The following is a 21,987-nucleotide window of genomic DNA, read 5'->3' as shown; positions in this document are numbered from 1 at the left end:
GATGGGCCAGCAGTTCATCGGCGCCGGGTGGGCTTTCCCGCCGCGCACGGATGCCACCGGTTCCATCGCCCTGGTGCGGGGCGAGCACGAGCTGGAGGAGTCGATCCGGCTGATCCTGGCGACCTCGCCCGGGGAGCGGCCGATGCGGCCGGAGTTCGGGTGTGCCGTCAACGACTACGTGTTCGCGCCGGCCGACGCGGGAACGGCGGGCCAGCTCGCCTACGAGGTGCGCCTCGCGCTCGACCGCTGGGAGCCCCGGATCGAGGTGACCGAGGTCGTCGTCCGGTTCGACGAGGCGGACGAGGGGGTGCTCTACATCGACATCGGTTACACGGTGCGGGGCGCCAACGACCCCCGGAATCTTGTCTTCCCGTTCTATGTGATCCCGCAGCACGACGACCCGCACGACCGGCCCGATCGGTACGAGGAGGAGAACGGCGCGTGACGCTGCCCAGTCCCCATCTGGACGACCGCCGCTTCCAGGGCCTGGTGGACGAGGCCAAGCGCCTCGTCCAGCAGCGCTGCCCGGAGTGGACCGACCACAATGTGTCGGACCCCGGGGTGACTCTCATCGAGGCGTTCGCCACCATGGTCGATCAGCTCGTCTACCGGGTGAACCGGGTCCCGGAGAAGAGCTATCTGACCTTCCTCGACCTCATCGGGGTCCGGCTCCACCCGCCGACGGCGGCCCGCACCGATGTGACGTTCCGGCTCTCCGCGCCGCAGCCCGAGCCGGTGACCGTGCGCGCCGGTACGGAGGTCGCCACCGTGCGTACCGAGACCGAGGACGCAGTCGTCTTCACGACCGTGGGCGACCTGTCCATCGTGCCGTGCGCGTTCGCGCACCTCGCTATTTGGCCGACGTCCGGGGACGCCGTCGACCGTACCGAGGAGCTGGCACTCGGTCGCGACGTACCGTGCTTCGACTCGACCCCCGCACCCGGGGACGCCGTGTACATCGGGCTGTCCGCCGCCGTTCCAGCCGGAGTCGTCGTCCTCCGGCTGGACTGCAAGGTCGAGGGTGTCGGTGTCGACCCGCTGCGGCCGCCGCTGGTCTGGGAGGCCTGGGACGGAAACGCGTGGACGGCCTGCGAGATCGAGAAGGACGACACCGGCGGCTTCAACAAGTCCGGTGAGCTGATCCTCCACCTGCCGAAGACGCACGCCCCGGCGGTCGTGGTGCGGCGGACCGGCGGCTGGCTGCGCTGCCGCCTGGTGGAGGCCGCCGCAGGCCAACCGACCTATGTGGCGCCGCCGGTGGTCCGCAGGATCACGGCCTTCACCATCGGCGCGACCGTCGAGGCCGAGCACGCCGAGACCGTGACCGACGAGGTGCTGGGGGCCGCGGAGGGCGTGCCCGGGCAGGCTCTCACCGTGTCCCGTCCGCCGGTCGTCCCCGGGGACTTCGTGGTGGAGGTCGTGGACCCGGCCGGGAGCCCGGGGAACGGTTCCGACGGCACGCAGGACTGGAGCCGCGTCGACGACTTCGCGCACTCCGGAGCCGACGACCGGCACATCACCCTGGACCCCAACTCCGGTCGGGTCGAGTTCGGTCCGGCCGTACGGGAACGCGACGGCAGCATCCGCCACTACGGGGCCGTGCCCCCGAAGGGCGCCACCGTCCGGGTCCGCTCCTACCGCACCGGCGGCGGACTGCGCGGCAATGTGGCCCGCTCCACCCTCCGGGTGCTGCGCAGCGCCATCCCGTACGTGGCCCGCGTGGAGAACCGGAATCCGGCGCTCGGCGGCGTCGACGGCGAGACGGTGGAGAGCGCCCGGGTACGCGGCCCGATGACCCTGCGTACCCTGCACCGGGCCGTCGTCCCGCACGACTACGAACTGCTCGCCCGCGAGGTCTCACCGGACGCCGCCAGGGTGCACTGCATCCCGGCCGGGGAGGACGCGGGTGCCGAGGCGGGCGGGGTGCGGCTGCTCGTCGTGCCGGCCGGGCGCAGCGACGAGCAGGGCCGCATCCGGTTCAACGAGCTGATCCCGCCCCCGCACACGCTCGCCCTGGTCGCCCGCCATCTCGACGAACGGCGCCCGATCGGCGCCCGGCTCGTCGTCGAACCGCCCTTCTACCAGGGCGTCACCGTCGTCGCCTCGGTACAGGCGAGCAGGGGAGCGGTCGTCGAGCGGGTACGGGAGCAGGCCCTCGCCGCCCTGTACGGGTACTTCAACCCGCTGACCGGCGGACCTTCCGGGCAGGGCTGGCCGTTCGGCCGGCCGATCCAGTCGGGCGAGGCGTTCGCCGTCCTCCAGCAGGTGCCGGGGCTCGACCTGGTGGAGGACGTACGACTCTTCCCCGCCGACCCGTTCAGCGGGCAGCGCGGCGAGACGGCCACCACGAAGATCACGCTGGACCGGCACGCACTGGTCTTCAGCTACGAGCACCAGCTCCGGGTACGGGAGGGCTGACCCCATGCGCACCGCCGTGACCGGCCTCCCCACCCCGCACCCGCTGATCGAACAGCTGCCGGCGGTCTACCTGGAACAGGACTTCCTCCAGCGCTTCCTCGCGGCGCTCGACGACGTACTCGCGCCGGTCCTGCTCACCATCGACAACCTGCCCGCCCACCTCGACCCGCGCAGCGCCCCCGACGACTTCCTCGCCTGGCTGGCCCAGTGGGTGGCGGTCGAACCGCACGAGGACAGCCCGCTCGAACAGCGCCGGGCGGCGGTACGGGGCGCGGTGTCCGGGCACAGCCGGCGCGGGACGCTGCGCGGTCTTGCGGACGCGGTACGGCTGGAGACCGGCATCGAACCGGAGATCGTCGAGAGCGGCGGTACGGCGTGGTCGACGCGCCCGAACACGGCGCTGCCGGGGCAGGCCGGGCCCTGGGTGACGGTCCGGCTCCGGGTGCCGGATCCGGACCGTCTCGACCGGGTACGGCTGCAGGAGCTGATCGGCGCGGAGGTCCCGGCGCACGTCGGCCGCACGGTGGAGATCCTGCCGTCGGCGCCGCAGCCGGGTGGGACGGAAACCGGGGGTGCGGCGTGATCTGCGACAACTGCGGGCACCGGAATGCTCCGGGGACGGCGTTCTGCACGTCCTGCGAGGCGTTCCTGAACTGGGAGGAACCGGAGACGCCGCAGGCGCCTGTCCCTGTGCCCCCTCCGGCTCCCGCCCCGGCTCCTTCCCCGACGCCTGCCCCCGTACCGGCTCCCGCACCCACCCCCGTCCCCGTCCCCCCGTCACCACCCCTCACTCCACCGCCCACTGCGCCCCCCGCCCCCGCTCCCGCACCCGCCGTTGCCCCGCGCCGCCCCGACGAGACGACCGAGCCCGTCCCCGGACCCGAGGCGCAGCCCGTCCCATCCCCGGGACCGCCGACCACTCCGCCCCCGGCACCGCCCGTTGCGACCGTCCGCTGCCCCAACTGCCGTACGGAGAACGCGGCGGACCGCACCCTGTGCATCCACTGCGCCCTGCTCCTGGACCCGGGACCGGCCCCCGAGCTCCCGCCCCCGTGGTGGCGCCGGATCCTCCGCCGCCGCCCCCGCCGGGCGCCCCTCGCCGGGGCCCGGCCGCGCCGCAGACTGTGGCGGCGCCCGAGTCTCGCGCTTCCGCTGACGCTGATCCTGGTGGCGGCCCTGGTCTGGTTCGGGCTGCCGCACCTCTCCGGGCTGCTGGGCTTCGCGAAGAAGGAGACGGGCAGTCCCGAGTCGGTGCCGCCCTCGGCCTTCCGCAGCTCCAGCAGGGCACCCGGTCACCCGGCCGGTGCCGCGTTCGACGGCTTCAACAACCGTTACTGGGCACCGAAGAATGTCGGTGCGGGAGTCGGCGAGTACCTGGAGTGCGACTTCGACCAGCCGGTACGAGTGATGAAGCTGATCGTCTTTCCCGGCACGTCGGCGAAGGCGGACGAGTTCCTCACCCAGGCCCGCCCCGAGAAGATCACGGTGGTGCTGACCTCGGCCGACGGCAGGAAGGTCAGCAAGCGGATCAGGCTCAAGGACCAGGCGGGCCCGCAGACGTTCGACGTGGTGGGTGCGGAGACGGTCAGAGCCCGGCTGACGACGGACGAGGTGTACGGAGCCGGGAACGGCCGCCGCCTGGCCATCGCGGAGATCGAGTTCTTCGGCCGCCGGTCCTGACGGCGCACGTCCGGGGACGCCGTCGGGCCGGGCGGCGGCGGTTCCCGGGCGCCGGGCCGTACTCGCGCTCGAACGCCTTTCCGGCTCGTCCCCGACCCCGTGGCCCAGCACGGACCTCTCGGGGCGCGGCCCGATCTGCTTGTCGGCAACGGGGATCCGCCTGTCACGAGGATGCCCCGTCCCGGGTTCAGGAGGTGGCAGGCGCGGCCCCGGCTGCCGTGACCGGCCGCTCGAAGAACGTCTCCAGGACCACCGTGGCCTGGGTGCCGCTGACGCCCTCGATCGCGTACAGCCGCCGCAGCACGTCCTGAAGCTGCTCGGTCGTCGCCGTGCGCACCTTGACCAGGACGGACGCGCTGCCCGCGATGACGTGTGCCTCCTGGATCTCGGGGAGGGCCGCGAACGCCTCGGCCGACTCGCCCATCCAGGCCGTCGATTCGACCATGACGAAGGCGAGCACCCCGCACCCCACGGCCGCCGGATCGACATCGACGGTGGTGCGGCGGATGACGCCGCGCTCGCGCAGCTTGCGCACGCGTTCGTGGGCTGCGCCCGCCGACAGGCCCACGGCCCGGCCCAGAGCCGCATAGGACCGGGTGGCGTCCTGCTGGAGCAGCGTCAGCAGCTCACGGTCGATGTCATCCACGTTCTTCATACGCACACCATATTCTGTCTGGCTCATACGGTGATACGTTGAACGGCGTTCGGTCTCAGGGGAGTGAGGGGGAATCATGTCCGGTGACGTGGTGAACGGGATCTATGAGGTCCTGGACGGCCGGTTCCGCAGTGGACGGTGTGCCAACGGGGACATGCGCCTGGAGAAGCTGTACGGCGACTGCCGTTGGGCCGAGGGCCCGCTCTACGTGCCGGCCTGGCGCCAGGTCGTGTGGAGCGACATCCCCAATGACCGGATGCTGCGCTGGGACGAGGTCACCGGGACCGTCGGCGTCTTCCGTGCGCCCGCGGGACACAGCAATGGCAACACCCTGGATCCGCAGGGTCGGCTGGTCACCTGCGAGCAGGGGAACCGCCGCGTCACCCGCACCGAGTACGACGGCTCGGTCACCGTCATCGCCGACCGTTTCGAGGGCAAGCTGCTCAACAGCCCGAACGACGCGGTCGTCCGCAGCGACGGCACGGTCTTCTTCTCCGACCCCGACTTCGGGATCACCAGCGACTACGAGGGGTACCGCGCGCAGAGCGAGATCGGGTCCTGCAACGTGTACCGGGTGGATCCGGTCACGGGCGAGGTCCGCCTGGCCGCCGACGGGTTCCGCGGCCCGAACGGGCTGGTCCTCTCCCCCGACGAACGGCAGTTGTACGTCTCCGACACCCGGCTCAACCAGGTCCGGGTCTTCGACGTCGACGAGCGCGGTGACCTGTCCGACGGCAAGGTCTTCGCCGAGTGCCGGCCCGGCAACGGCGTCTTCGACAACATCCGCTTCGACGACGAGGGTCGCCTCTGGGTGGCGGCCTGCGACGACGGCATCCACTGCTACGACCCGGACGGCACCCTGATCGGCCGCATCCTGGTTCCCGAGACGGTCTCCAACATCGCCTTCGGCGGCCCCAAGAACAACCGGCTCTTCATCACGGCCACGACGTCCCTGTACTCGGCGGTCGTGGCGGTGACGGGGGCGCCCCGGATCAGGCGCTGAGACCCGCCGCAGCTGGTAGGCATGGCCCGTGCATGTCGACAGCGTCCCGATGCCGCCGGCCGTCCGGGCCAGGCCCCGCGACACCCGCGGCTATCCCGTTCCCGCGATCACCCCGTGGGAAGGGGACGAGCCCCAGTTCGCACTCACCGACTACGGGCGGAGCGCGGACTGCGCGCACGGGCGGCTGTGCTCGGTCTGCAACACCCCGATACCTCGGGGCCCGGTGTGGCGGGTGGTGGGCGGAACGGAGGCCGCGGCGATCGGCGCGGCACTGGCCGCGGGCCGCCCGTACCGCAATCTCGCCCCGACCGTGGAGGGCCCCGGACACCGGGCGTGCATGCTGTACGCGTCGATGGTCTGCCCCTATCTGGCCCGTCCGAACGCGCGGCGGGGGCTGTCGGCGGACGCGGAGGACATGACCGCGCATGTCCTCCGGGGGGCCGTCCGGGGCGGGATCGGCGCGGTGGTGGGGTTCGCCGACTACGCATACGCAGTCACCGGGACTCACGTCCTGTTCCGCTTCCTCGACGTGGTCGAGTTCCGGCCGCACGGGACGGCCGATGCGCAGCTCGACGAGCTGCGCGCCGAGCTGGCCCGGCCGGCCGAGGATCAGCGGTAGGCCGGCAGACCTGTCCGGGGCGAGATCTGCGTGGGGCGGCGGAACCGTCGATCGGCGGGGTGCAGATGCCCTCAGGGGTGCGGACGGCGATGGTCCTGCCGTCGCGCGGGACGGCAGGCTCGGTGCCGTCCGTGGTCGCGTTCGGTGTGAGGTCCTTCTCGGACTTCTCGTACCCGGTCTTCTCGTACGGTGGTGCCGAAGCCGACGGAAGTGCCTTTCATCAGCACGGTGTTCGAACCGTTGCAGACGGTCGGCCCGTTGGCCACCGACGTCCCGTTCCGCGGGCCGGAAGGTGAAGCGGGCCGAGCGGCCTCTTTTCCAGGGCGAGGTGATGAGACGTCAGGTGTGCGGCGAGTGGCAGCGGTCAGGGGCGACCTCGGCGAGACCGCCCCTGACATGCCACTATGTCGCCTGACTCGGAGCCTGGCTCCCGGTGGTGGGTGCCCGGGCCCCAAAGGGTCAGAAGCCGCAGTACACGGAGCTTCCGTAGTCGCTCAGGAGGTCGTCACGGACCCACCCGTAGGTACCCGTGCTGTCGTTCCTGAGGTACGTCCAGGTGTAGTTGCCGGCCACCGTGTAGCAGTGGTAGTCCAGCTTGTGCCCGGAGTACGCGATGCCGTTGATCGCACAGCCGGTGCTGGAGCCACTGCGCTCGTTGGCTCCGTTGGCCGTGGCGTTCCAGGAGCTGCCGTCCTTGTCGGCGACGGTCTTGCCGCAGGCCGCGGACGCCGCTGCCGGAGTGGTGGAGAGGGCGATCGGGATACTCGCGGCCACCGCCACGAGCGCGGGCAGAACGGCGGCGATTCGACGCTTCATTGAAACCCCCATGGTTGTCCTCTGTTTTCCCTGCTCCCGTGTGACAGGTGGTTCTGGAAGAGGAGCAGTGGCCGCTGCATCACTTGGGATGCGATGGCGCTAGTACGATTCCGAGCCGAGCATTCTGAAGAAAGGATTCCGATCGCAGATGTCCAAATTTGATTTCAGCGAGTCCGAAAATGCTCAGGGCGAAATTAGGTCATGAGCGGTGCCGAACCAGGCTGACTTGCGGCCTTGTGCGCGACCTTCCTCTTCCTCCGTGTTCGGTGGGGGGTGGCGTTCGAAGGAGAGGAATCCCTGGCCGAATCCGGCCCTGTGGGGTGAGGCCGAAGCTCGATCTCGGACGGTGCCCTCGTGCGGAATTGGTCATGCCATTTCTGATCTGCCCGTGGATGGTTCAATTCCGTATCGAGGCCTGAGCACGACTCATTCGCCCCGCCGATCAATCAAGTACTCTGTGGAATTCCAGCCGGAGGAGTCTCGTTGAGCGCTCGCATTCTGGTCGCCGAGGATGACGTGAAACAGGCGCGACTGATACGGATCTACCTGGAGCGGGAGGGGAACGAGGTCCAGATCGTCGCCGACGGCCGTTCGGCGGTCGACCGGGCCCGATCCTCCCGGCCCGACCTCATCGTGCTCGACGTGATGATGCCGAACGTCGACGGTCTCGACGTATGCCGCATCCTGCGCGCCGAGTCCCAGGTGCCCATCCTGCTGCTCACCGCGCGCGCCACGGAGGAGGACATGCTCCTCGGCCTCGACCTCGGGGCCGACGACTACATGACCAAGCCGTACAGCCCAAGGGAGTTGACCGCGCGGGTCAGGGCGCTGCTGCGGAGGGCGAAGGCGGCCGGGCGCACGGAATCCGCTGTGCTCACGGTCGGGGACCTGGAGGTCGACACCTCCCGCTTCGAAGTTCGCGTGGCGGGGGAGCCGGTGGTGCTGACCGGCAAGGAGTTCGCGATTCTGACCGTGCTCGCGGGGGAGCCGGGGCGGGCGTTCACCAGGGCGCAGATCATCGACCGGGTCTTCGGGTTCGACCAGAACGTCCTGGAGCGCACGGTCGATGCCCATGTGATGAATCTCCGGCGGAAGCTGGAGAAGGGCCGTGCCGGCACGCAGTATGTGGAGACCGTCTACGGGCGGGGCTACCGGCTGTCGAACGGGGCCGGTGAGGTGCGGTGAGTTTCCGGCTACGGGTCCTCGGCCTGCTGATGCTGGTCGCCATGGCGGCCACCGCGGCCACGGCGTGGCTGACCTTGCGCCAGATCACCAGTCAGGTACGCGAGTCCGACCGTGCCGGGCGACAGGAGGTGTCCCGGATCACCGGGGAGCTCCATGCGTACGGATTCGAGCACGGCACCTGGGACGGTGTCGCGCCGACGGTGGGTGAGCTGGAGAGGGACACCGGGCAACGCATCCGGGTCACCACGGAGTCCGACGTACTGCTGGCCGATTCCGACGCCCTCGCCGGTCGCGAGCCCCGCGCGGTGAGCAGTCGGCCCCCGGTCCTGGTCGACCCGCGCCCCGAGCTGCGGTTGCCCAAGGGAAAGGTGCCGCTGGCCTCGGTCAAGCTCACCGTGGCCGCGATCGGTGAGTACCGTGCCGTGGCGACGTACCAGGCCTGTCTGACCCGGGCGGGCGTCAAGGTGACGGCCCGGCCGAACAGCATCGGCATCCCCCGGATCATCAGCACGGACCGTCGGGCACCCCAGTGCAAGGAGCCGAAAGCGGATGTGGATCCGCGCGCCGCCCAGGACCACGACGCCGCCTCCCGGTGCGTGTCCGAGCAGCGTCTCGCCGCGTGTCTGCAGCGCGTTTTCGACGAGCGGACCGTCTCCGTCGCGCCGTCGCGCCTTCAGGTCCGCCTCGGCGTACGGGACGAGTCGCCGCCCACCTTGGCCGCCGCGCCCACGGTGGTCGTCGCGGTGGGCGTCAGCCTTGCCGTCATCCTCGGCGGGCTGCTCCTGAGCAGGGCCGTGCTGCGCCCGGTACGCGCCCTGACCCTGGCCGCCCGGGGGCTGGGGGAAGGAGATCTGGAGCGGCGGGTTCCCGTCTCCGGCCGGGACGAGATCGCCGAACTCGGGCGCGCCTTCAACAGGATGGCCGACTCCGTCCAGGCCGGCGAGGAGCGCCAGCGTCGCCTCACCGGCGACATCGCACACGAGCTGCGTACCCCGCTGGCCAATCTGCGCGGCTATCTGGAAGCGCTGCAGGACGGGTTCGTCGAGCCGACCCCCGAACTGCTCGACTCCCTCCACGAGGAGGCGATGCTGCAGCAGCGGATCGTGGACGACCTGCAGGACCTGGCGCTCGCCGAGGCCGGTGCGCTCACCTACCACCACGCTGTTGTCGATCTGCGCGACGTCCTGGAGACCTGTCGTACGGCCCATCGGGCCCAGGCCGAAACAGCCGGCGTGGTCCTTCAGCTGGAGGCGCCGCAGCAGGTGTTCGTGGACGCCGACACGGACCGGCTGCGTCAGGTCGTCGGCAATCTCGTCGGCAACGCGCTACGGGCCACGGCGCCGGGCGGCACCGTGACGCTGGGTTTGGTCCGGCACGGCGACTCGGCGGTCCTTCAGGTGCGGGACACCGGCAAGGGGATACCGGCCGAGCATCTGCCCCACCTCTTCGACCGGTTCTGGCGGGCGGATGCGGCCCGGGGCCGCGCCACCGGCGGCAGTGGCCTGGGACTCTCCATCGCCCGGCAGATCGTGACCGATCACCGGGGGACGATCGATGTGGAGAGCACGGTGGGTGTCGGGACGACCTTCACCGTCGTGCTCTCCACGACTCCGGCGGACGCGCACTGACCTGTCCGGCCCGGGCGGTGCGGCCCGGTCAGGACCCCGCGAGCGCCTGTGTGGGCGCCAGGCGTCCGGCCCGCACCGCCGGGTAGAGCCCGGCGATCGCCCCGATCAGCAGTGTGACGGCGATCCCGGCTGCCGCCGCCCACACCGGTACCTCGGTCGGCCATTGCCGTACGTATGCGTACCCGGCGGTGATGGCTGTGCCGAGGACCGTTCCGCCGAGCCCGCCCAGTGCGGACAACAGCAGCGATTCGGAGACGAACTGGCCGCGGATCTGACCGCTGGTGGCGCCGAGTGCCCTGCGCAGGCCGATCTCCGGGCGGCGTTCGAGCACCGAGATGACCATGGTGTTGCCGACGCCGACCCCGCCCACCAGGAGCGCGACCCCGCCGAGTCCGAGCAGCAGTCCGGTCAGCGCCGACTCCGTGGCCTCCCGTGCGGCCAGCGCGTCGGAGGGCCGGGAGACCAGCACGCCACTCGGCTTCTCGGGGTTCGCCGTCGCCGCGAGCACACCCCGCACCGCCGCCACCTGGTCGTCCCGAGCGCGCACATAGACGGTCGACGGGTGGCCGTCGAAGCCCAGATACGTCTCCGCGGCCTTCCAGCCGACCAGTGCCGAGCTGTCGACCTCCGGCGCCAGCGGCATCGGTTCGAGCACTCCGACCAGGGAGAACCACTTTCCGCCCAGCCACAGCCGCGTCCCCGGCGTATAGACGTCGAGCCGCCGGGCCGCCTGAGCGCCGAGCACCACGGCCGGATACTCCTCGGTCGCCGACTCGAGCCACCGGCCGGCACGCACCTTTCCGCCGATCGCCGGCAGCAGCTGCGATCCGGCTGCCGCGACCTCGACACTGCTGGTCCGCCCGACCGGCACATGCTCGTTGCGGTAGACCGCGGCGCCCTTGACCGTGCCGGTCGCCGCCACCTGCTGCACCGGGCCGATACGCCCGATCATGGGCACCGCTTCCTTGGGGAGACGGGTCGTTTCGCCCTCGGGGGTCTGGCCCGGGGCGACGCGCAGCATGTTGGTGCCCAGCTGGTCGAGCTTGCGGTCGACCTCGGCGCGGCTGGAGCTGGAAATGCCGACGATGGCGACCATCGCCGCCACACCGATCGCGATGCCCAGCGCGGACAGGAACACACGCAGCGGCCGGGTCCGCAGCCCGGTCCCGCCGAGCCGGACGATGTCGGCGGGGCGCAGCCGGGCGGGGCGCAGCACGGCTGCCCGGCGCCTGCGGCTCATGTCAGCACTCCGGTGCCGACCGCCGGAGGGAGACCGCTGTCGGCCACGATCCGGCCGTCGCGCATTTCCACCTTCCGGTCAAACGCCTCGGCCATCTCCCGGTCGTGCGTGATGACCACCACCGTGGTGCCGGCCGCATGCAACTCCCGCAGCAGCTCCAGGACCGCCGCGCCGGAGGCCGAGTCGAGGTTGCCGGTGGGTTCGTCGGCGAGCAGCAGGGCCGGTTCACCGATCACCGCGCGGGCGACCGCGGCCCGTTGCCGTTCACCTCCGGAAAGCTGGTGGGGGAGGTGGTCGAGCCGGTGGTCGAGCCCGACCCGGGCCAGTGCCCGTGCGGCCCTGCGCCGGCGTTCCCGCAGGGGCACGCCCGCGTACAGCAGGCCGTCGGCGACCGTGTCCAGCACCGGTACCCCCACGGCCAGGTGGAACTGCTGGAAGACAAAGCCGATCCGCTGTGCACGGAGCGCGGAGACCTCACGGTCGGACAGCTCGGCGATCTCGTGACCGTCAATGGCGATCCGGCCGCTGGACGGCCTGTCCAGGGTGCCCATCAGATGCAGCATCGTCGACTTGCCCGACCCGGAAGGGCCGACGACACAGGCCAGCTCTCCGTACGGGATGGTCAGGTCGACCCCGCTGACCGCCGAGACACGGCCGGGGTAGGTCTTGGACACGGCGGCGAACTCGACGACGGGGGTGTCGGGCATGCCGGGAGGCGAGGTCACTTGGGGATCCTCACCTTCATGCCTTCGTGGACCCGGGGGCCGCTCACCTCGACCTTGCCTCCCGCGTACAGACCGGTCTTCGCGGGCACGAAGCGGCTGGGTCCGCTGTCTCCGCCACCACCGTCCTCGCTTCCTCCGGCGAGCTCCAGGCCGTAGCCGCCCTCGGCCAGAGCCACCAGGGCAGCGACCGGAACGGTCAGCACCCCCTTGCGCTCCTTGACCACGTGGCGGACCATGACCGGGCCGCTCTCCAGGCTGCCCAGCGCGTCCTGGTCATCGAAGGTGATCACCACGGACACGGTGGCCGTCTTGCCCGCCGAGCCGTCGCCACCGCCGTCCGCGCCGCCCCCTCCTGCGGCGTCCCCGCCGCCCGAGGCACCGGACGACGACGCGTCCTTGCCCACGCTCGCGATCTCGCCCTTGACCGAACGCCCGTCCGGAAGGTCCACCGTGACCTCGCTGCCCCGCTGAGCCCAATTCGTGTCCGTGGCGGGCACGTTCACGGTGACCATGCGCGACGTGGTGGTGTACGTGAGCGGGTTGCCGGAAGCTTCGGCTCCGACCAGCGCACTGGTGCCCGCGATCCGCACAGCGCCGGGCGCGTAGACGATGTCGCCGGCATCGACCCTGCCTGTCTGGGGCAGGCCGAGGTCCTTCTGCCAGCGCTTGACCGCGTTGGCCGTCAGCACGGTGTACGACTCGTCCACGGTGAAGCCCGAGTAGCCGAGGGCGCTGAGGTTGCTCTCGAACTGCTTGACGTCCATGCCGTGCAGCGGCGTCGACTGCCGCGGTGTCCCGGCTCCCTGAGCCGTCCCGGCGCTGTCGGCGTTCGCCGCGCCGCCGCCCGTGGCACCGCTGTCGCTGCCGCTGTCCCGGCCGGACCCGGTGCCGCCGTCCTGGCCGCCCTTGCCACCGGTCGCGGATTCGCCTTCGGGCGCTGCCTCCGTCACTCCCAAGTCCCGGTACATGGGCAGGCTTCCGTAGAGCAGGACCACCGGGCGGTCGTCGACCCGCAGCACTTTCTCCCCGCGCCGCACCGTCCTGCCGGTCGCCGGCAGCCACGTCACCGTGCCCTCCGCCTTGATCTGGAACGGAACCTCCGGGCCATGGCCGAGTTGGCCATCGACCTCGGTCTGATCGGTCAGCGTGTCCCGGGTCACCTGCACCACTTCGCTGCTTCTGCCCGGCGCCGCGCCGTTGTCGTCCGTACCGCCTCCGCCGAGCCCCAGGGCTCCGACCGTGCTGACCACGGCGACCAGAAAGAAGCCGGCCGTTATGAGGAGCGGGCCACGCCTGCGCCTGCCCGTTCTCCTGCCGTCGGCACGGTCGTCCGCCCCGTCTTCACCTTCTGCGCGCCCCTGGCCCGCATCCCTCATGACGTCCACGGTTGCTCGTCCCGTCAGCCCTGGGGTGTGGGCGCGTCGTCGGGGACGCCGATGATCGAGGCGCAGGCGCGTGTGGCCCGCTTGGCACCCGCCGATGTCGAATCCCATGTGACGTCGCGGAAGTGGCCGTCCGCACCGGTGTCGGGGAAGTCGGGGGCGCCGTGCTCCTGCATGCACTTTGCGTACTGCTGGTTCTTCCGGACCTCTTCCTTGGTGAGCTCGGGCTGCTGCGCCTTCTCGACGCTCTCCGGGACGGGCACACTGAGGTCCGCGCACTTCTCCTGTGCCTTGAGGGCCTTCGGATCGCGCTTCCACTTGGACTGGTCGCCGAGTTCGACTTTGCCCTTGGCGTCAGGATCGGGAGCGTCGAGCCCCTCGCCACGCAGGCACGTGACCCACTTGCGCTGTGCCTCGACGTACTCGGCCAATTCGCTCGAACTGCTTGTGGACGCCTTGGCGTTGGTCCTGCCGCCTTCCGCGGACGCGACCTCGTCCCCCCCGTTCCCGCCGCCTCCGCAGCCGGTGACCACCAACGCCACCGCCGACGCCATCCCGGCCAGCACCAGCCGGCCCCCGAACCGCCGACGCGAACTCATCCTCATGGGTTCCTCACACTTGGGTCGCCGTCCGGCCCCCGTTGTGGCCGGACGCCAAGGAATGTAGGACCGCTCCTATGAAGGACCTATGAAGAAGCCATCAAGAACCCTTCCCGTGGGCTGCGGTGAACGTCGCAGGGCCCCACCGCAAGCGGTGGGGCCCTGCATGAGGTGTCCGGTCCGCGAGGTGATCGATCCGGACGTGACCGCCTACTTGGAGAAGTACAGGTACTTCCAGGACCCGTACGTCGTCGTGTTCACGGTGTCGCCGGACGACCCGTTGACGTACACCGACCGCATCCGCGCCCTGATGCCGGACTGCCCCGGGGCCTCCAGGGAGACGACCGACTTCCCGTTCGTGCCGACCGGGAAGTACTCCGAGTCGGCGGAGTACCACTTTCCGCCCGAGTAGACCTGCAGGTCGAAGCGCTGCTTACGCCCCTTGTAGTAGGTCATGGTCGTCGTGAGCAGAGGGTCGGTGCTCTTGTGGAACCAGTAGTACGACGTCGAGCCGATCTTGGCCGTCTTGTAGTGCTTGGAGACGGCGGTGGACACCTTGACCCTGGCGTACGCCGTGGACTTCACCGTCCTGGGCGCGGTGCGGGCGTCCCCCTTGAAGACCGCGGTGACATCCGTGTCCCGCGTCATGTCCACCGTCGCGGAGATGTTGCCGCTGGAGTTGACCGTCCCGGTCTTCAGCAGCTTGTTGGGCTTGTCGCTGCCGAAGGGGTTCGCCCAGATCTCGACCGTGCGGTTCTTGTACGTCGAGCCGAGGTGCGCGGTGAAGGAGACGTCGGCGCCGTAGTTGTAGACATTGCCGTTCTTGTTCAGGGTCAGTGTCGGCTTCGTACGGGGAACCGAGACCTTGTCGGACGCGCTGACCGCCGTGTGCCCGGCGTCGCCCGCGTAGGCGACCTTGTACGTGACCGTGCCGCCGGCCGGCGGGGTGTCCGTGAAGGTGTAGGAGCCGTCCGCCTTCACCGTGACGGCGGGCAGCGCCTTGCCGCTGGGGCTCTCCAGGTCGGTGCGGGTGACCTGCAGCTTGGCGCCGGCCGGCAGCGGCACCGTCGCCGACAGCTTCCCGGTCACGGTGAGCTGCTTGCCGCGCGTGGCGGTCGACGGTGCGTTCACCGTCAGGCTCGGGACGTTCAGCGTCGGGTCGGTGAGCGCCTTGAGGGTGTAGCCGCCGCTCGTCCCCACGAGCGCGAAGATCCGTGAGGAGTCCGGGGCCCACGTCAGGTCGGCCGTGCCGGACGTGCCGGTGGCGTAGGTGCGGAGCGGCTGCGTGGCGCCGGGCCGGTAGACGGCCACCTTGGTGCCGCTCACCTGGGCGACCAGTCCGTCGGCGGCGATGTCGGCCCGCTGTCCGGAGGGGTAGGCGCCGGCGGCGGTGAACTTCCCGTCCGCGTAGGCGTCCCGCTGCATACCGTTGACCAGCACCTCCGGGGCGCCGGGCACGAGGTCGATGTCTCCGATGCCCTGGTTCAGCGTGTAGTCGCCGGAGTACCAGGCGGTCAACTGCGGCGTGGTGCCGGAGACGTCGACGACGGCCATCGAGTCCGTGGAAATGCCGGTCTGGCCGACGGCCAGCAGGCCGGGCGCGGACGGGTCGGTGTCGAGGAGCGCCGGGCCCCAGATGCCGGGGTACGGCTGCGGGAACTGCCCGAGCGTCACCGAGTCGGTTCCGCTCGCCGGGTCCACCGCAGGGTCGACCGAGCCCAGGTCGCCGTCCCACTGGTCGCCGTAGGTGAACCAGACCTTGCCGCCAGCGAAGGCGACGTGGCGCGGGCCCGTGTCGGTGGCGACGGCGTAGCGGGCCTGGACGTCGAGGGTGTCCGCGTCGAGGGCCACGATCTCGTGGCTGCCCTCCGCGGCCGCATACAGGGTGGCGCCGTCGTCGGACACCGCCAGACCGGAGACCCCGCTGATGCCGCCCACCGACCCGACGAGGGCGCCGGTGTAGTCGGCGACCAGGATCTTCCCGGCCGAGCGGTCGCCGACGAAGACCCGCTTGAGGGCGCCGTCCGCGACGATGCCACCGGGCGAGGCGACGGCGGCGGAGGCGGCCGAGGCGGATCCGGACGCGGCGACGCTCAGTACCGCCGAGCTGAAGAGGACCGCGAGCGCTGTCGCGGTCGAGATGCTGCGCGTGCGCACAGTGTTGTACCCCCACAGGAAAACCCGGTGGATGACCGGGAGTTGAGAGCGCCGCGCAGCACCCGGGCATGACCGCGGACGTGCGGTGACGCGCGGGGCGCGGCTGCTATCGGGCAGCGTATGGCATGAGAGTGACAAATGAGGGGGGAGTTTTCCGCGCGAGGACGGCGCGATCACCCGACGGAGCCGGGCGGCCTGCGAAGATCATTACGCTGGTGCCCGGCTCGGGTCCGAGCCGGAGAGAGCCTGTCCGGGCGGCTGCGGGATGACTGAACGAAACTGAGGGTGGTCTGCGAGTGCTGGTGGCGGATCGATACCGGTTGGAAGCAGAGATCGGCCGTGGGGGGATGGGGGAGGTCTGGCGGGCCACGGACGCCGTGCTGGGCCGCCCGGTGGCGGTGAAGCTGATGCTTGACGGCGGAGCCGACGAGCAGGCGACCGCACGCTTTCGCCTGGAGGCGCAGACAGCCGCAAAGCTGAACCATCCCAACGTTGTCACGGTGTTCGACTTCGGTTCCTGGAACAACCGTCTGTACCTCGTCATGGAACTGGTCGACGGGGAGAGCCTGGCCCAGGTCCTGGCGGCGACCGGGGCGTTCGGTCCGCAACGGGTCGCTGGCGTCGCCGGTCAGATAGCGGCCGGCATGGCCGCGGCCCACCGGCAGGGTGTGATCCACCGCGACATCAAACCCGGCAACCTGATGCAGGATGCCGGCGGGACGGTCAAGATCGGTGATTTCGGGATCGCCCGGTTCGTCGACGAGGCATCGACCGCCCTCACCGGCGCCGGTCAGATCGTGGGCACCAGCCTCTACCTCGCCCCCGAGCGAGCGCTCGGCCGGCCTGCCGGACCCGCCTCCGACGTCTACGCCCTCGGCTGCGTCCTCTATCAACTGCTGGTGGGTGAACCGCCTTTCCGGGCGGACAACGCGGCGGCCCTGCTCCACCTGCACGTCACCGCTCCGCCACCGCCTCCCTCGCTGCGACGCCCGGAGCTGCCCGGCGCGTTCGAGGAGCAGCTGCTCCGGATGCTGGCCAAGCAGCCCGAGGACCGCCCCAGCGCACGGGATGTCGCCGACTGGTTCAGCGGTCCGGCCTGGAGCGAGGGCGCGTACCCGATGCCCACCTCCCGTGAGGCGGGTACGGCCACGGGGTATGCGCTGCCCCGCACCACGCATCAGCCGATCACCGCGGATCGGCGACACCGGGCCCCGCAGGGGCAGCGGCCCGCGGCACTTCAGGTCCGATCGATGCCCGTAGGCGTGCGGGCGCTCATGCGGCGGCACCGGATGCTGACTGTCGCGATCGCCGGACTCGGTGTCTTCATTGCCTCCACACTGCTGGGCATGGGGCTGTTCTCCCCTGACGGCGGAAAGCCCCAACCCCCGGGTGCCACGACATCCCCCTCAGCGGACACTTCCGCCACCGCCCCTGCCACGACGTCCCCCGAGTTCACCCCGTCCGCGTCCCCCGCCGACACCTGGGGCGACGAGCAGGAGGAGGGGCACGGAAAGCGGAAGCATGGTCATGGGGAGGACGACGACTAGGAGGAGCTCAGGGCTGACGGCTGTCGCCCCCGCATCAGCAGGGATACGGGGGCGAGGGGGCCGCCCCGGCTGCCGCGTCGGGCCCGGTCGGCGATCGGGTCGGCCCGCGGGTGATGGCGGCCCGCTGCCCATACGTGGGAACCGGTGTAGTCCTTCGCGCCCGGCGCACTCCTTCGCTACGTCGACAGCCGGGCGCTTGGCGCGGAACGCCTGACCGCGGATCGCCGTGTGAACGCCATCGTCACTTCGCCCAGGCCCAGCAGGACGAGCCACAACCCCAGCAGCCTGGCCAGCGCGACCGCGGATTCCACGGGATACGCGAGCACGACGATGCCGGCCACGATCCCGAGGGCGGCCAGGGCGAAGGCCAGCCCCCGATGCGGCATCTCGCGTCCCCAGCCGGCGAGGAAGGCCACAAGCAGGCCCGACACCAGCCAGTAGGCGCCGAGGATGAGCGACAGCAGCGCGGTGGTCTGCAGCGGGTGTCGCAAGCACAGGACGCCCGCCAGGATGGCCAGTACGGCAACCAGCGCCCGCATCGCCGTGATGCTGCCCTCGCTGTCCCGGGAGAAGGCCGCGACGAAGCGGAAGGCACCCGAGATGAGCAGGTAGAGGCCCAGTACGACCGCCAGGGCGTGCAGTGTCTCGTCCGGCCAGACGAGCACGACGATCCCTGCCGCCAGGGTCACCAGTGCGATCCCGAGTGTCCACGTCCATGAGCCGCCCAGATCGGCCAGCGCGTCATCGGGGCCGGCCGGCCCATGAGGCGTCGCAAAATTGGATGGTGCGTTCATGATGCTCCCGCCGTACTGCCCGTCGCTCGGGACGCGTGCCCGTCACCCGGGTCGGGAGTCAGGGTGGTTCACCTGCTCCCTGACGCAGGGGGACTCGGCGCAGGATCTGCGCCCTGGCGCGCCGGAACTCGTCCTCGGTGTGGTCGATCGTCAGTCGGTGCTGTTCACACCCCCTGCTCATCGATGCCCGCGGCGAAGCCGAGGGCGCGCAGAACGCTGCCTGCCGCGTCGACCACCCGCGCACTGCCGACGATCGGTGCGATCGCCACGCACACGGCCTTGGCGTCCTCGGCGGTCAGGCCGGCATCCTTCGCCACACTGAGATTGGCCAGGTACGAGGCCGGGGCGGCGTCCATGGAGATGAGCGCAGCCAGCCGCACGAGGTGGTAGGTGCGTTCGTCCAGGCCGGAGTTGGGCAGCGTCTCGATGGTCATCTGTGCGAGCTGCTCGAAGACGGGGTGCTCGCCATGCGCGAGGGCGTTCAGGGTGCGCTCGGGTGCTTGTGTTGTTGCCATGACCTGCGTCCTTTCTCGCTTGAGGGGAACCGCAGGGGCCAGAGGTGCAGCTGTGCACGGTGAGGCCACGGCGGCTGAATAGCTCTATCCACCTGATTCCTCCACAATGTTCTCGTAAACGGATCAAAGTGGACTTCGGGGGTACTTGCGACGGAGGGATGCGCACGCAGCAGCTGTGACCATCGGGAGCGCGAATCGGGAGGCGGCGAAATCCGCGCCGCATCGACCTCGTTCTCACCGAGTCCGGTCGGGCCGACCAGTGGTCCACCGGGACGGAGAAGGTCTCCTCCGGAATCCGGGACTGCCGGGCGATACGTCGAAGGGCCCCGCAGCAAGCTGCGGGGCCCTTCGACAACGTGCCCGGTGAGGCACTGGCGGAGGATACGAGATTCGAACTCGTGAGGGGTTGCCCCCAACACGCTTTCCAAGCGTGCGCCCTAGGCCACTAGGCGAATCCTCCGCGGCAAACAATACAAGACGTTGAGGAGTGCTCGCGAACCCGTTCCCCGGGGAGGGGTCGGGAGGGCGGGCGGGTGGACTCGACGGGGTGGGGATCGGCTAAGGTAGGCATCAGCCCCTCACGTGGCGCTATCTGACTGAACTCCCCCAGGGCCGGAAGGCAGCAAGGGTAGGTTGGCTCTGGCGGGTGCGTGGGGGGCCCTTGCGTGTTCGGGTCCGTGGCGTCGATTCCCGCGGCTCGCGAGCCGCCGCGGCCGCTCGTTCCCCGGCGCGGCCGCTCCTTCCCCGGTGGTGTTCCCGGTCCGGGACCGGTTGTCGGTCCGCCCCGATAACCTCGTATGTGTGTCGTCCCTTGCGCTGTACCGCCGCTACCGCCCCGAGTCGTTCGCCGAGGTCATCGGGCAGGAGCATGTCACTGACCCGCTGCAGCAGGCCCTGCGGAACAACCGGGTCAATCACGCGTACCTGTTCAGCGGTCCGCGAGGCTGCGGGAAGACGACCAGCGCGCGGATCCTCGCCCGCTGTCTGAACTGTGAGCAGGGCCCCACACCGACGCCGTGCGGGGAGTGCCAGTCCTGCCGGGATCTCGCGCGCAACGGGCCGGGATCGATCGATGTCATCGAGATCGACGCCGCATCGCACGGTGGCGTGGACGACGCCCGTGATCTGCGGGAGAAGGCGTTCTTCGGGCCCGCGTCGAGTCGTTACAAGATCTACATCATCGACGAGGCGCACATGGTCACATCGGCGGGGTTCAACGCCCTGCTGAAGGTGGTCGAGGAGCCGCCGGAGCATCTCAAGTTCATCTTCGCGACGACCGAGCCCGAGAAGGTCATCGGCACGATCCGGTCGCGTACGCACCACTACCCGTTCCGCCTCGTGCCGCCGGGGACGCTGCGCGAATATCTGGCCGAGGTCTGCGGCAAGGAGAACAGCTACGTCGAGGACGGCGTCCTGCCGCTGGTCGTGCGGGCCGGCGCCGGTTCCGTGCGTGACTCGATGTCCGTCATGGACCAGCTGCTGGCCGGCGCGGGCGACGACGGTGTGACGTATGCCATGGCGACCTCGCTGCTCGGTTATACGGAGGGCTCGCTGCTCGACTCCATCGTGGACGCGTTCGCGGCGGGCGACGGGGCCGCGGCCTTCGAGGTCGTGGACCGGGTGATCGAGGGCGGCAACGACCCGCGGCGCTTCGTCGCCGACCTGCTGGAGCGGCTGCGCGACCTGGTGATCCTGGCCGCGGTGCCGGACGCCGGGGAGAAGGGGCTGATCGACGCACCGGCCGACGTGGTCGAGCGGATGCAGGCCCAGGCGTCCGTCTTCGGCGCCGCAGAGCTGAGCCGCGCCGCCGACCTCGTCAACGAAGGGCTTACGGAGATGCGCGGGGCCACCTCGCCGCGTCTCCAGGTCGAGCTGATCTGCGCCAGGGTGCTGCTGCCCGCCGCCTTCGACGACGAGCGTTCGCTGCAGGCCCGGCTGGACCGGCTGGAGCGCGGTGCTTCGTTCGCGACGGCCGGAGCCGGGCCCGCCATGGGGTACGTACCCGGGCGGGAGGCGGAGGCGCACGCGCCCGTGGCCATGGTTCCGCCGGGCGGCGGCGTCGCTGCCGCGCGGGCCGCGGTACGGGGGGAGGTGCCCGAGACCGCGCCCGTGCCCGCCGCGCCCGCGGCGCCGGTCGCGCCCGCGCAGCCTGTGCAGTACGTGGCCCCCGCCCCCGCCCCCGCACCGCAGCCACCCGTCGAGACCCCCTCCGGCGGTCAGCGTCCCGGGGCCTGGCCCGCCGCGGCCGCGCCGGAGCCGGGGCGCCGTCCCGGTGGCTGGCCGACCGCCTCCGCCCCCGGTCAGGCCCCCGCCCCCGTCACGCCTGCGGCCCCCGCTCCCGTGCCCGCCGCCGCGCCCGCTCCCGGTGCGGCCGAGCAGGCCCCTGGGATGGCTCAGGGCGCCGCACAGGTGCGGAACATGTGGCCCGACATCCTGGAGGCCGTGAAGAACCGGCGCCGGTTCACCTGGATCCTGCTCAGCCAGAACGCGCAGGTCACCGGGTTCGACGGCACCACCCTGCAGATCGGCTTCCTCAACGCGGGCGCCCGTGACAACTTCGCGAGCAGCGGCAGCGAGGACGTGCTGAAGCAGGCACTCGCCGAGCAGTTCAACATGCAGTGGAAGGTCGAGGCGATCGTCGACCCGTCGGGCGGCGCGGGGCAGCCTCCGCAGACCGGCGGCCGGCCCTCGGCCGCGGCCGCACCGCAGCGTCCGGCCGCGCCCGCCCCGCAGCAGTACGAGTCCCGGCCCGCGCCCGCGCCGGCCCCGCACCAGCAGCCGGGCGCCGGTCCCGCACCCGCCGCGGCGCCCGCACCCCAGCCGCACCACGCCCCCGAGCCACCGCGTTCGGTCGCGCCCGAGGACGACATCCCCGAGGCGGACGACCCGGACCTGGTCGACTCCGCCCTCTCCGGCCACGACCTGATCGTCCGGGAGCTGGGCGCCACGGTCGTCGAGGAGTTCACCAACGAGTAGCGGTCCGGAAGCCGCTCCACGGAGTGTCCACGGAGCGGCGCCCGTCAA

The 21,987-nt window shown here is 70.9% G+C and carries 19 protein-coding genes, 1 tRNA gene and 1 other RNA gene; 11 read left to right on the top strand and 10 right to left on the bottom strand.

Features of this window, described 5'->3' with window-relative positions:
• Position 1: 1 nt before the first annotated feature.
• The 4 genes from ACFU6I_RS06485 to ACFU6I_RS06470 are packed head-to-tail and all read left to right on the top strand — an operon-like array spanning position 2 to position 4,098.
• Positions 2–445: a GPW/gp25 family protein gene (locus tag ACFU6I_RS06485; protein ID WP_266983473.1), complete on the top strand. Its 444-nt coding sequence runs from the start codon at positions 2–4 to the stop codon at positions 443–445.
• Positions 442–2,418 carry a putative baseplate assembly protein gene (locus ACFU6I_RS06480; protein ID WP_384362352.1) on the top strand — a complete coding sequence of 659 codons (1,977 nt, stop codon included), beginning with the start codon at positions 442–444 and terminating at the stop codon, positions 2,416–2,418. The genes ACFU6I_RS06485 and ACFU6I_RS06480 overlap by 4 nt, the downstream gene beginning before the upstream one ends.
• Before the next feature lie 4 nt (positions 2,419–2,422).
• On the top strand, positions 2,423–3,001 hold the full coding sequence (locus ACFU6I_RS06475) for a phage tail protein (RefSeq protein WP_384362349.1): 579 nt from the start codon (positions 2,423–2,425) through the stop codon (positions 2,999–3,001).
• Complete coding sequence (locus ACFU6I_RS06470) at positions 2,998–4,098, top strand: discoidin domain-containing protein (RefSeq protein WP_384362346.1); 1,101 nt, start codon at positions 2,998–3,000, stop codon at positions 4,096–4,098. Before ACFU6I_RS06475 ends, ACFU6I_RS06470 begins: the two co-directional genes overlap by 4 nt.
• Positions 4,099–4,285: 187 nt before the next feature.
• Here the strand turns inward: ACFU6I_RS06470 and ACFU6I_RS06465 are convergent, their stop codons facing one another.
• The gene (locus ACFU6I_RS06465; RefSeq protein ID WP_384033037.1) at positions 4,286–4,744 is read right to left on the bottom strand and encodes an Lrp/AsnC family transcriptional regulator; all 459 of its coding nucleotides are present in this window, start codon (positions 4,742–4,744) and stop codon (positions 4,286–4,288) included.
• 85 nt (positions 4,745–4,829) lie between these two features.
• On the opposite strand from ACFU6I_RS06465, the gene ACFU6I_RS06460 reads away from it, so the two are divergent.
• Together ACFU6I_RS06460 and ACFU6I_RS06455 are read left to right on the top strand one after the other, a co-directional pair.
• Positions 4,830–5,756: an SMP-30/gluconolactonase/LRE family protein gene (locus ACFU6I_RS06460; RefSeq protein WP_384362343.1), complete on the top strand. Its 927-nt coding sequence runs from the start codon at positions 4,830–4,832 to the stop codon at positions 5,754–5,756.
• A gap of 28 nt (positions 5,757–5,784) precedes the next feature.
• Positions 5,785–6,375, top strand: a complete 591-nt coding sequence (locus tag ACFU6I_RS06455) for a hypothetical protein (protein ID WP_384362340.1) — start codon at positions 5,785–5,787, stop codon at positions 6,373–6,375.
• 459 nt (positions 6,376–6,834) lie between these two features.
• Here ACFU6I_RS06455 and ACFU6I_RS06450 read toward each other — a convergent pair whose 3' ends face one another.
• Complete coding sequence (locus tag ACFU6I_RS06450) at positions 6,835–7,191, bottom strand: SH3 domain-containing protein (RefSeq protein ID WP_384362337.1); 357 nt, start codon at positions 7,189–7,191, stop codon at positions 6,835–6,837.
• 483 nt (positions 7,192–7,674) lie between these two features.
• On the opposite strand from ACFU6I_RS06450, the gene ACFU6I_RS06445 reads away from it, so the two are divergent.
• Both ACFU6I_RS06445 and ACFU6I_RS06440 read left to right on the top strand, forming a co-directional pair.
• Positions 7,675–8,376, top strand: a complete 702-nt coding sequence (locus ACFU6I_RS06445) for a response regulator transcription factor (protein WP_384362335.1) — start codon at positions 7,675–7,677, stop codon at positions 8,374–8,376.
• Positions 8,373–10,004 (top strand): sensor histidine kinase, encoded by a 1,632-nt coding sequence (locus tag ACFU6I_RS06440; protein WP_384362332.1) that lies wholly within the window; start codon positions 8,373–8,375, stop codon positions 10,002–10,004. The genes ACFU6I_RS06445 and ACFU6I_RS06440 overlap by 4 nt, the downstream gene beginning before the upstream one ends.
• A 28-nt stretch (positions 10,005–10,032) precedes the next feature.
• On the opposite strand, the gene ACFU6I_RS06435 is transcribed toward ACFU6I_RS06440, so the two are convergent.
• The 5 genes from ACFU6I_RS06435 to ACFU6I_RS06415 form a co-directional block, all read right to left on the bottom strand.
• A complete protein-coding gene (locus ACFU6I_RS06435; protein ID WP_384362329.1) occupies positions 10,033–11,244 on the bottom strand; it encodes an ABC transporter permease in 1,212 nt (403 codons plus the stop codon).
• Positions 11,241–11,951 (bottom strand): ABC transporter ATP-binding protein, encoded by a 711-nt coding sequence (locus tag ACFU6I_RS06430; protein ID WP_384362452.1) that lies wholly within the window; start codon positions 11,949–11,951, stop codon positions 11,241–11,243. The genes ACFU6I_RS06435 and ACFU6I_RS06430 overlap by 4 nt, the downstream gene beginning before the upstream one ends.
• Before the next feature lie 14 nt (positions 11,952–11,965).
• Complete coding sequence (locus ACFU6I_RS06425) at positions 11,966–13,345, bottom strand: peptidoglycan-binding protein (protein ID WP_384362326.1); 1,380 nt, start codon at positions 13,343–13,345, stop codon at positions 11,966–11,968.
• 23 nt (positions 13,346–13,368) lie between these two features.
• Positions 13,369–13,950 carry a hypothetical protein gene (locus tag ACFU6I_RS06420; protein ID WP_384362323.1) on the bottom strand — a complete coding sequence of 194 codons (582 nt, stop codon included), beginning with the start codon at positions 13,948–13,950 and terminating at the stop codon, positions 13,369–13,371.
• Positions 13,951–14,160: 210 nt separating this feature from the next.
• Complete coding sequence (locus ACFU6I_RS06415) at positions 14,161–16,107, bottom strand: YncE family protein (RefSeq protein WP_384362320.1); 1,947 nt, start codon at positions 16,105–16,107, stop codon at positions 14,161–14,163.
• A gap of 296 nt (positions 16,108–16,403) precedes the next feature.
• Here ACFU6I_RS06415 and ACFU6I_RS06410 point away from each other — a divergent pair, with 296 nt between their 5' ends.
• Entirely contained in the window at positions 16,404–17,654 is a 1,251-nt protein-coding gene (locus ACFU6I_RS06410) for a serine/threonine-protein kinase (protein ID WP_384362317.1), read from the top strand.
• A gap of 176 nt (positions 17,655–17,830) precedes the next feature.
• Here ACFU6I_RS06410 and ACFU6I_RS06405 read toward each other — a convergent pair whose 3' ends face one another.
• From ACFU6I_RS06405 to ACFU6I_RS06395, 3 genes are all read right to left on the bottom strand, one after another.
• Positions 17,831–18,448, bottom strand: coding sequence for an HdeD family acid-resistance protein (locus ACFU6I_RS06405; protein ID WP_384362314.1), 618 nt, complete (start codon positions 18,446–18,448; stop codon positions 17,831–17,833).
• 164 nt (positions 18,449–18,612) lie between these two features.
• Positions 18,613–18,963, bottom strand: a complete 351-nt coding sequence (locus tag ACFU6I_RS06400) for a carboxymuconolactone decarboxylase family protein (protein WP_384362311.1) — start codon at positions 18,961–18,963, stop codon at positions 18,613–18,615.
• 372 nt (positions 18,964–19,335) lie between these two features.
• A tRNA-Ser gene (locus ACFU6I_RS06395) sits at positions 19,336–19,423 on the bottom strand.
• A gap of 109 nt (positions 19,424–19,532) precedes the next feature.
• Here ACFU6I_RS06395 and ffs point away from each other — a divergent pair.
• Positions 19,533–19,629, top strand: an RNA gene (gene ffs, locus ACFU6I_RS06390) — signal recognition particle sRNA small type.
• A gap of 135 nt (positions 19,630–19,764) precedes the next feature.
• Positions 19,765–21,939 carry a DNA polymerase III subunit gamma and tau gene (locus ACFU6I_RS06385; RefSeq protein ID WP_384362308.1) on the top strand — a complete coding sequence of 725 codons (2,175 nt, stop codon included), beginning with the start codon at positions 19,765–19,767 and terminating at the stop codon, positions 21,937–21,939.
• Positions 21,940–21,987 lie beyond the last annotated feature (48 nt).

Origin of the sequence: Streptomyces sp. NPDC057486 (genome assembly GCF_042802415.1) — a bacterium.
Taxonomy (GTDB): Bacteria; Actinomycetota; Actinomycetes; order Streptomycetales; family Streptomycetaceae; genus Streptomyces; species Streptomyces yanii.
Note: the sequence above shows the minus strand (reverse complement) of the source record. Positions and strands in the feature narration are given on the sequence as shown.

Coding starts and splice junctions, on each gene's coding strand:
- ACFU6I_RS06435 (WP_384362329.1), bottom strand. CDS start 11,244: ATGAGCCGCAGGCGCCGGGCAGCCGTGCTGCGCCCCGCCCGGCTGCGC.
- ACFU6I_RS06475 (WP_384362349.1), top strand. CDS start 2,423: ATGCGCACCGCCGTGACCGGCCTCCCCACCCCGCACCCGCTGATCGAA.
- ACFU6I_RS06430 (WP_384362452.1), bottom strand. CDS start 11,951: ATGCCCGACACCCCCGTCGTCGAGTTCGCCGCCGTGTCCAAGACCTAC.
- ACFU6I_RS06405 (WP_384362314.1), bottom strand. CDS start 18,448: ATGAACGCACCATCCAATTTTGCGACGCCTCATGGGCCGGCCGGCCCC.
- ACFU6I_RS06460 (WP_384362343.1), top strand. CDS start 4,830: ATGTCCGGTGACGTGGTGAACGGGATCTATGAGGTCCTGGACGGCCGG.
- ACFU6I_RS06450 (WP_384362337.1), bottom strand. CDS start 7,191: ATGAAGCGTCGAATCGCCGCCGTTCTGCCCGCGCTCGTGGCGGTGGCC.
- ACFU6I_RS06400 (WP_384362311.1), bottom strand. CDS start 18,963: ATGGCAACAACACAAGCACCCGAGCGCACCCTGAACGCCCTCGCGCAT.
- ACFU6I_RS06420 (WP_384362323.1), bottom strand. CDS start 13,950: ATGAGTTCGCGTCGGCGGTTCGGGGGCCGGCTGGTGCTGGCCGGGATG.
- ACFU6I_RS06425 (WP_384362326.1), bottom strand. CDS start 13,345: ATGAGGGATGCGGGCCAGGGGCGCGCAGAAGGTGAAGACGGGGCGGAC.
- ACFU6I_RS06485 (WP_266983473.1), top strand. CDS start 2: ATGGGCCAGCAGTTCATCGGCGCCGGGTGGGCTTTCCCGCCGCGCACG.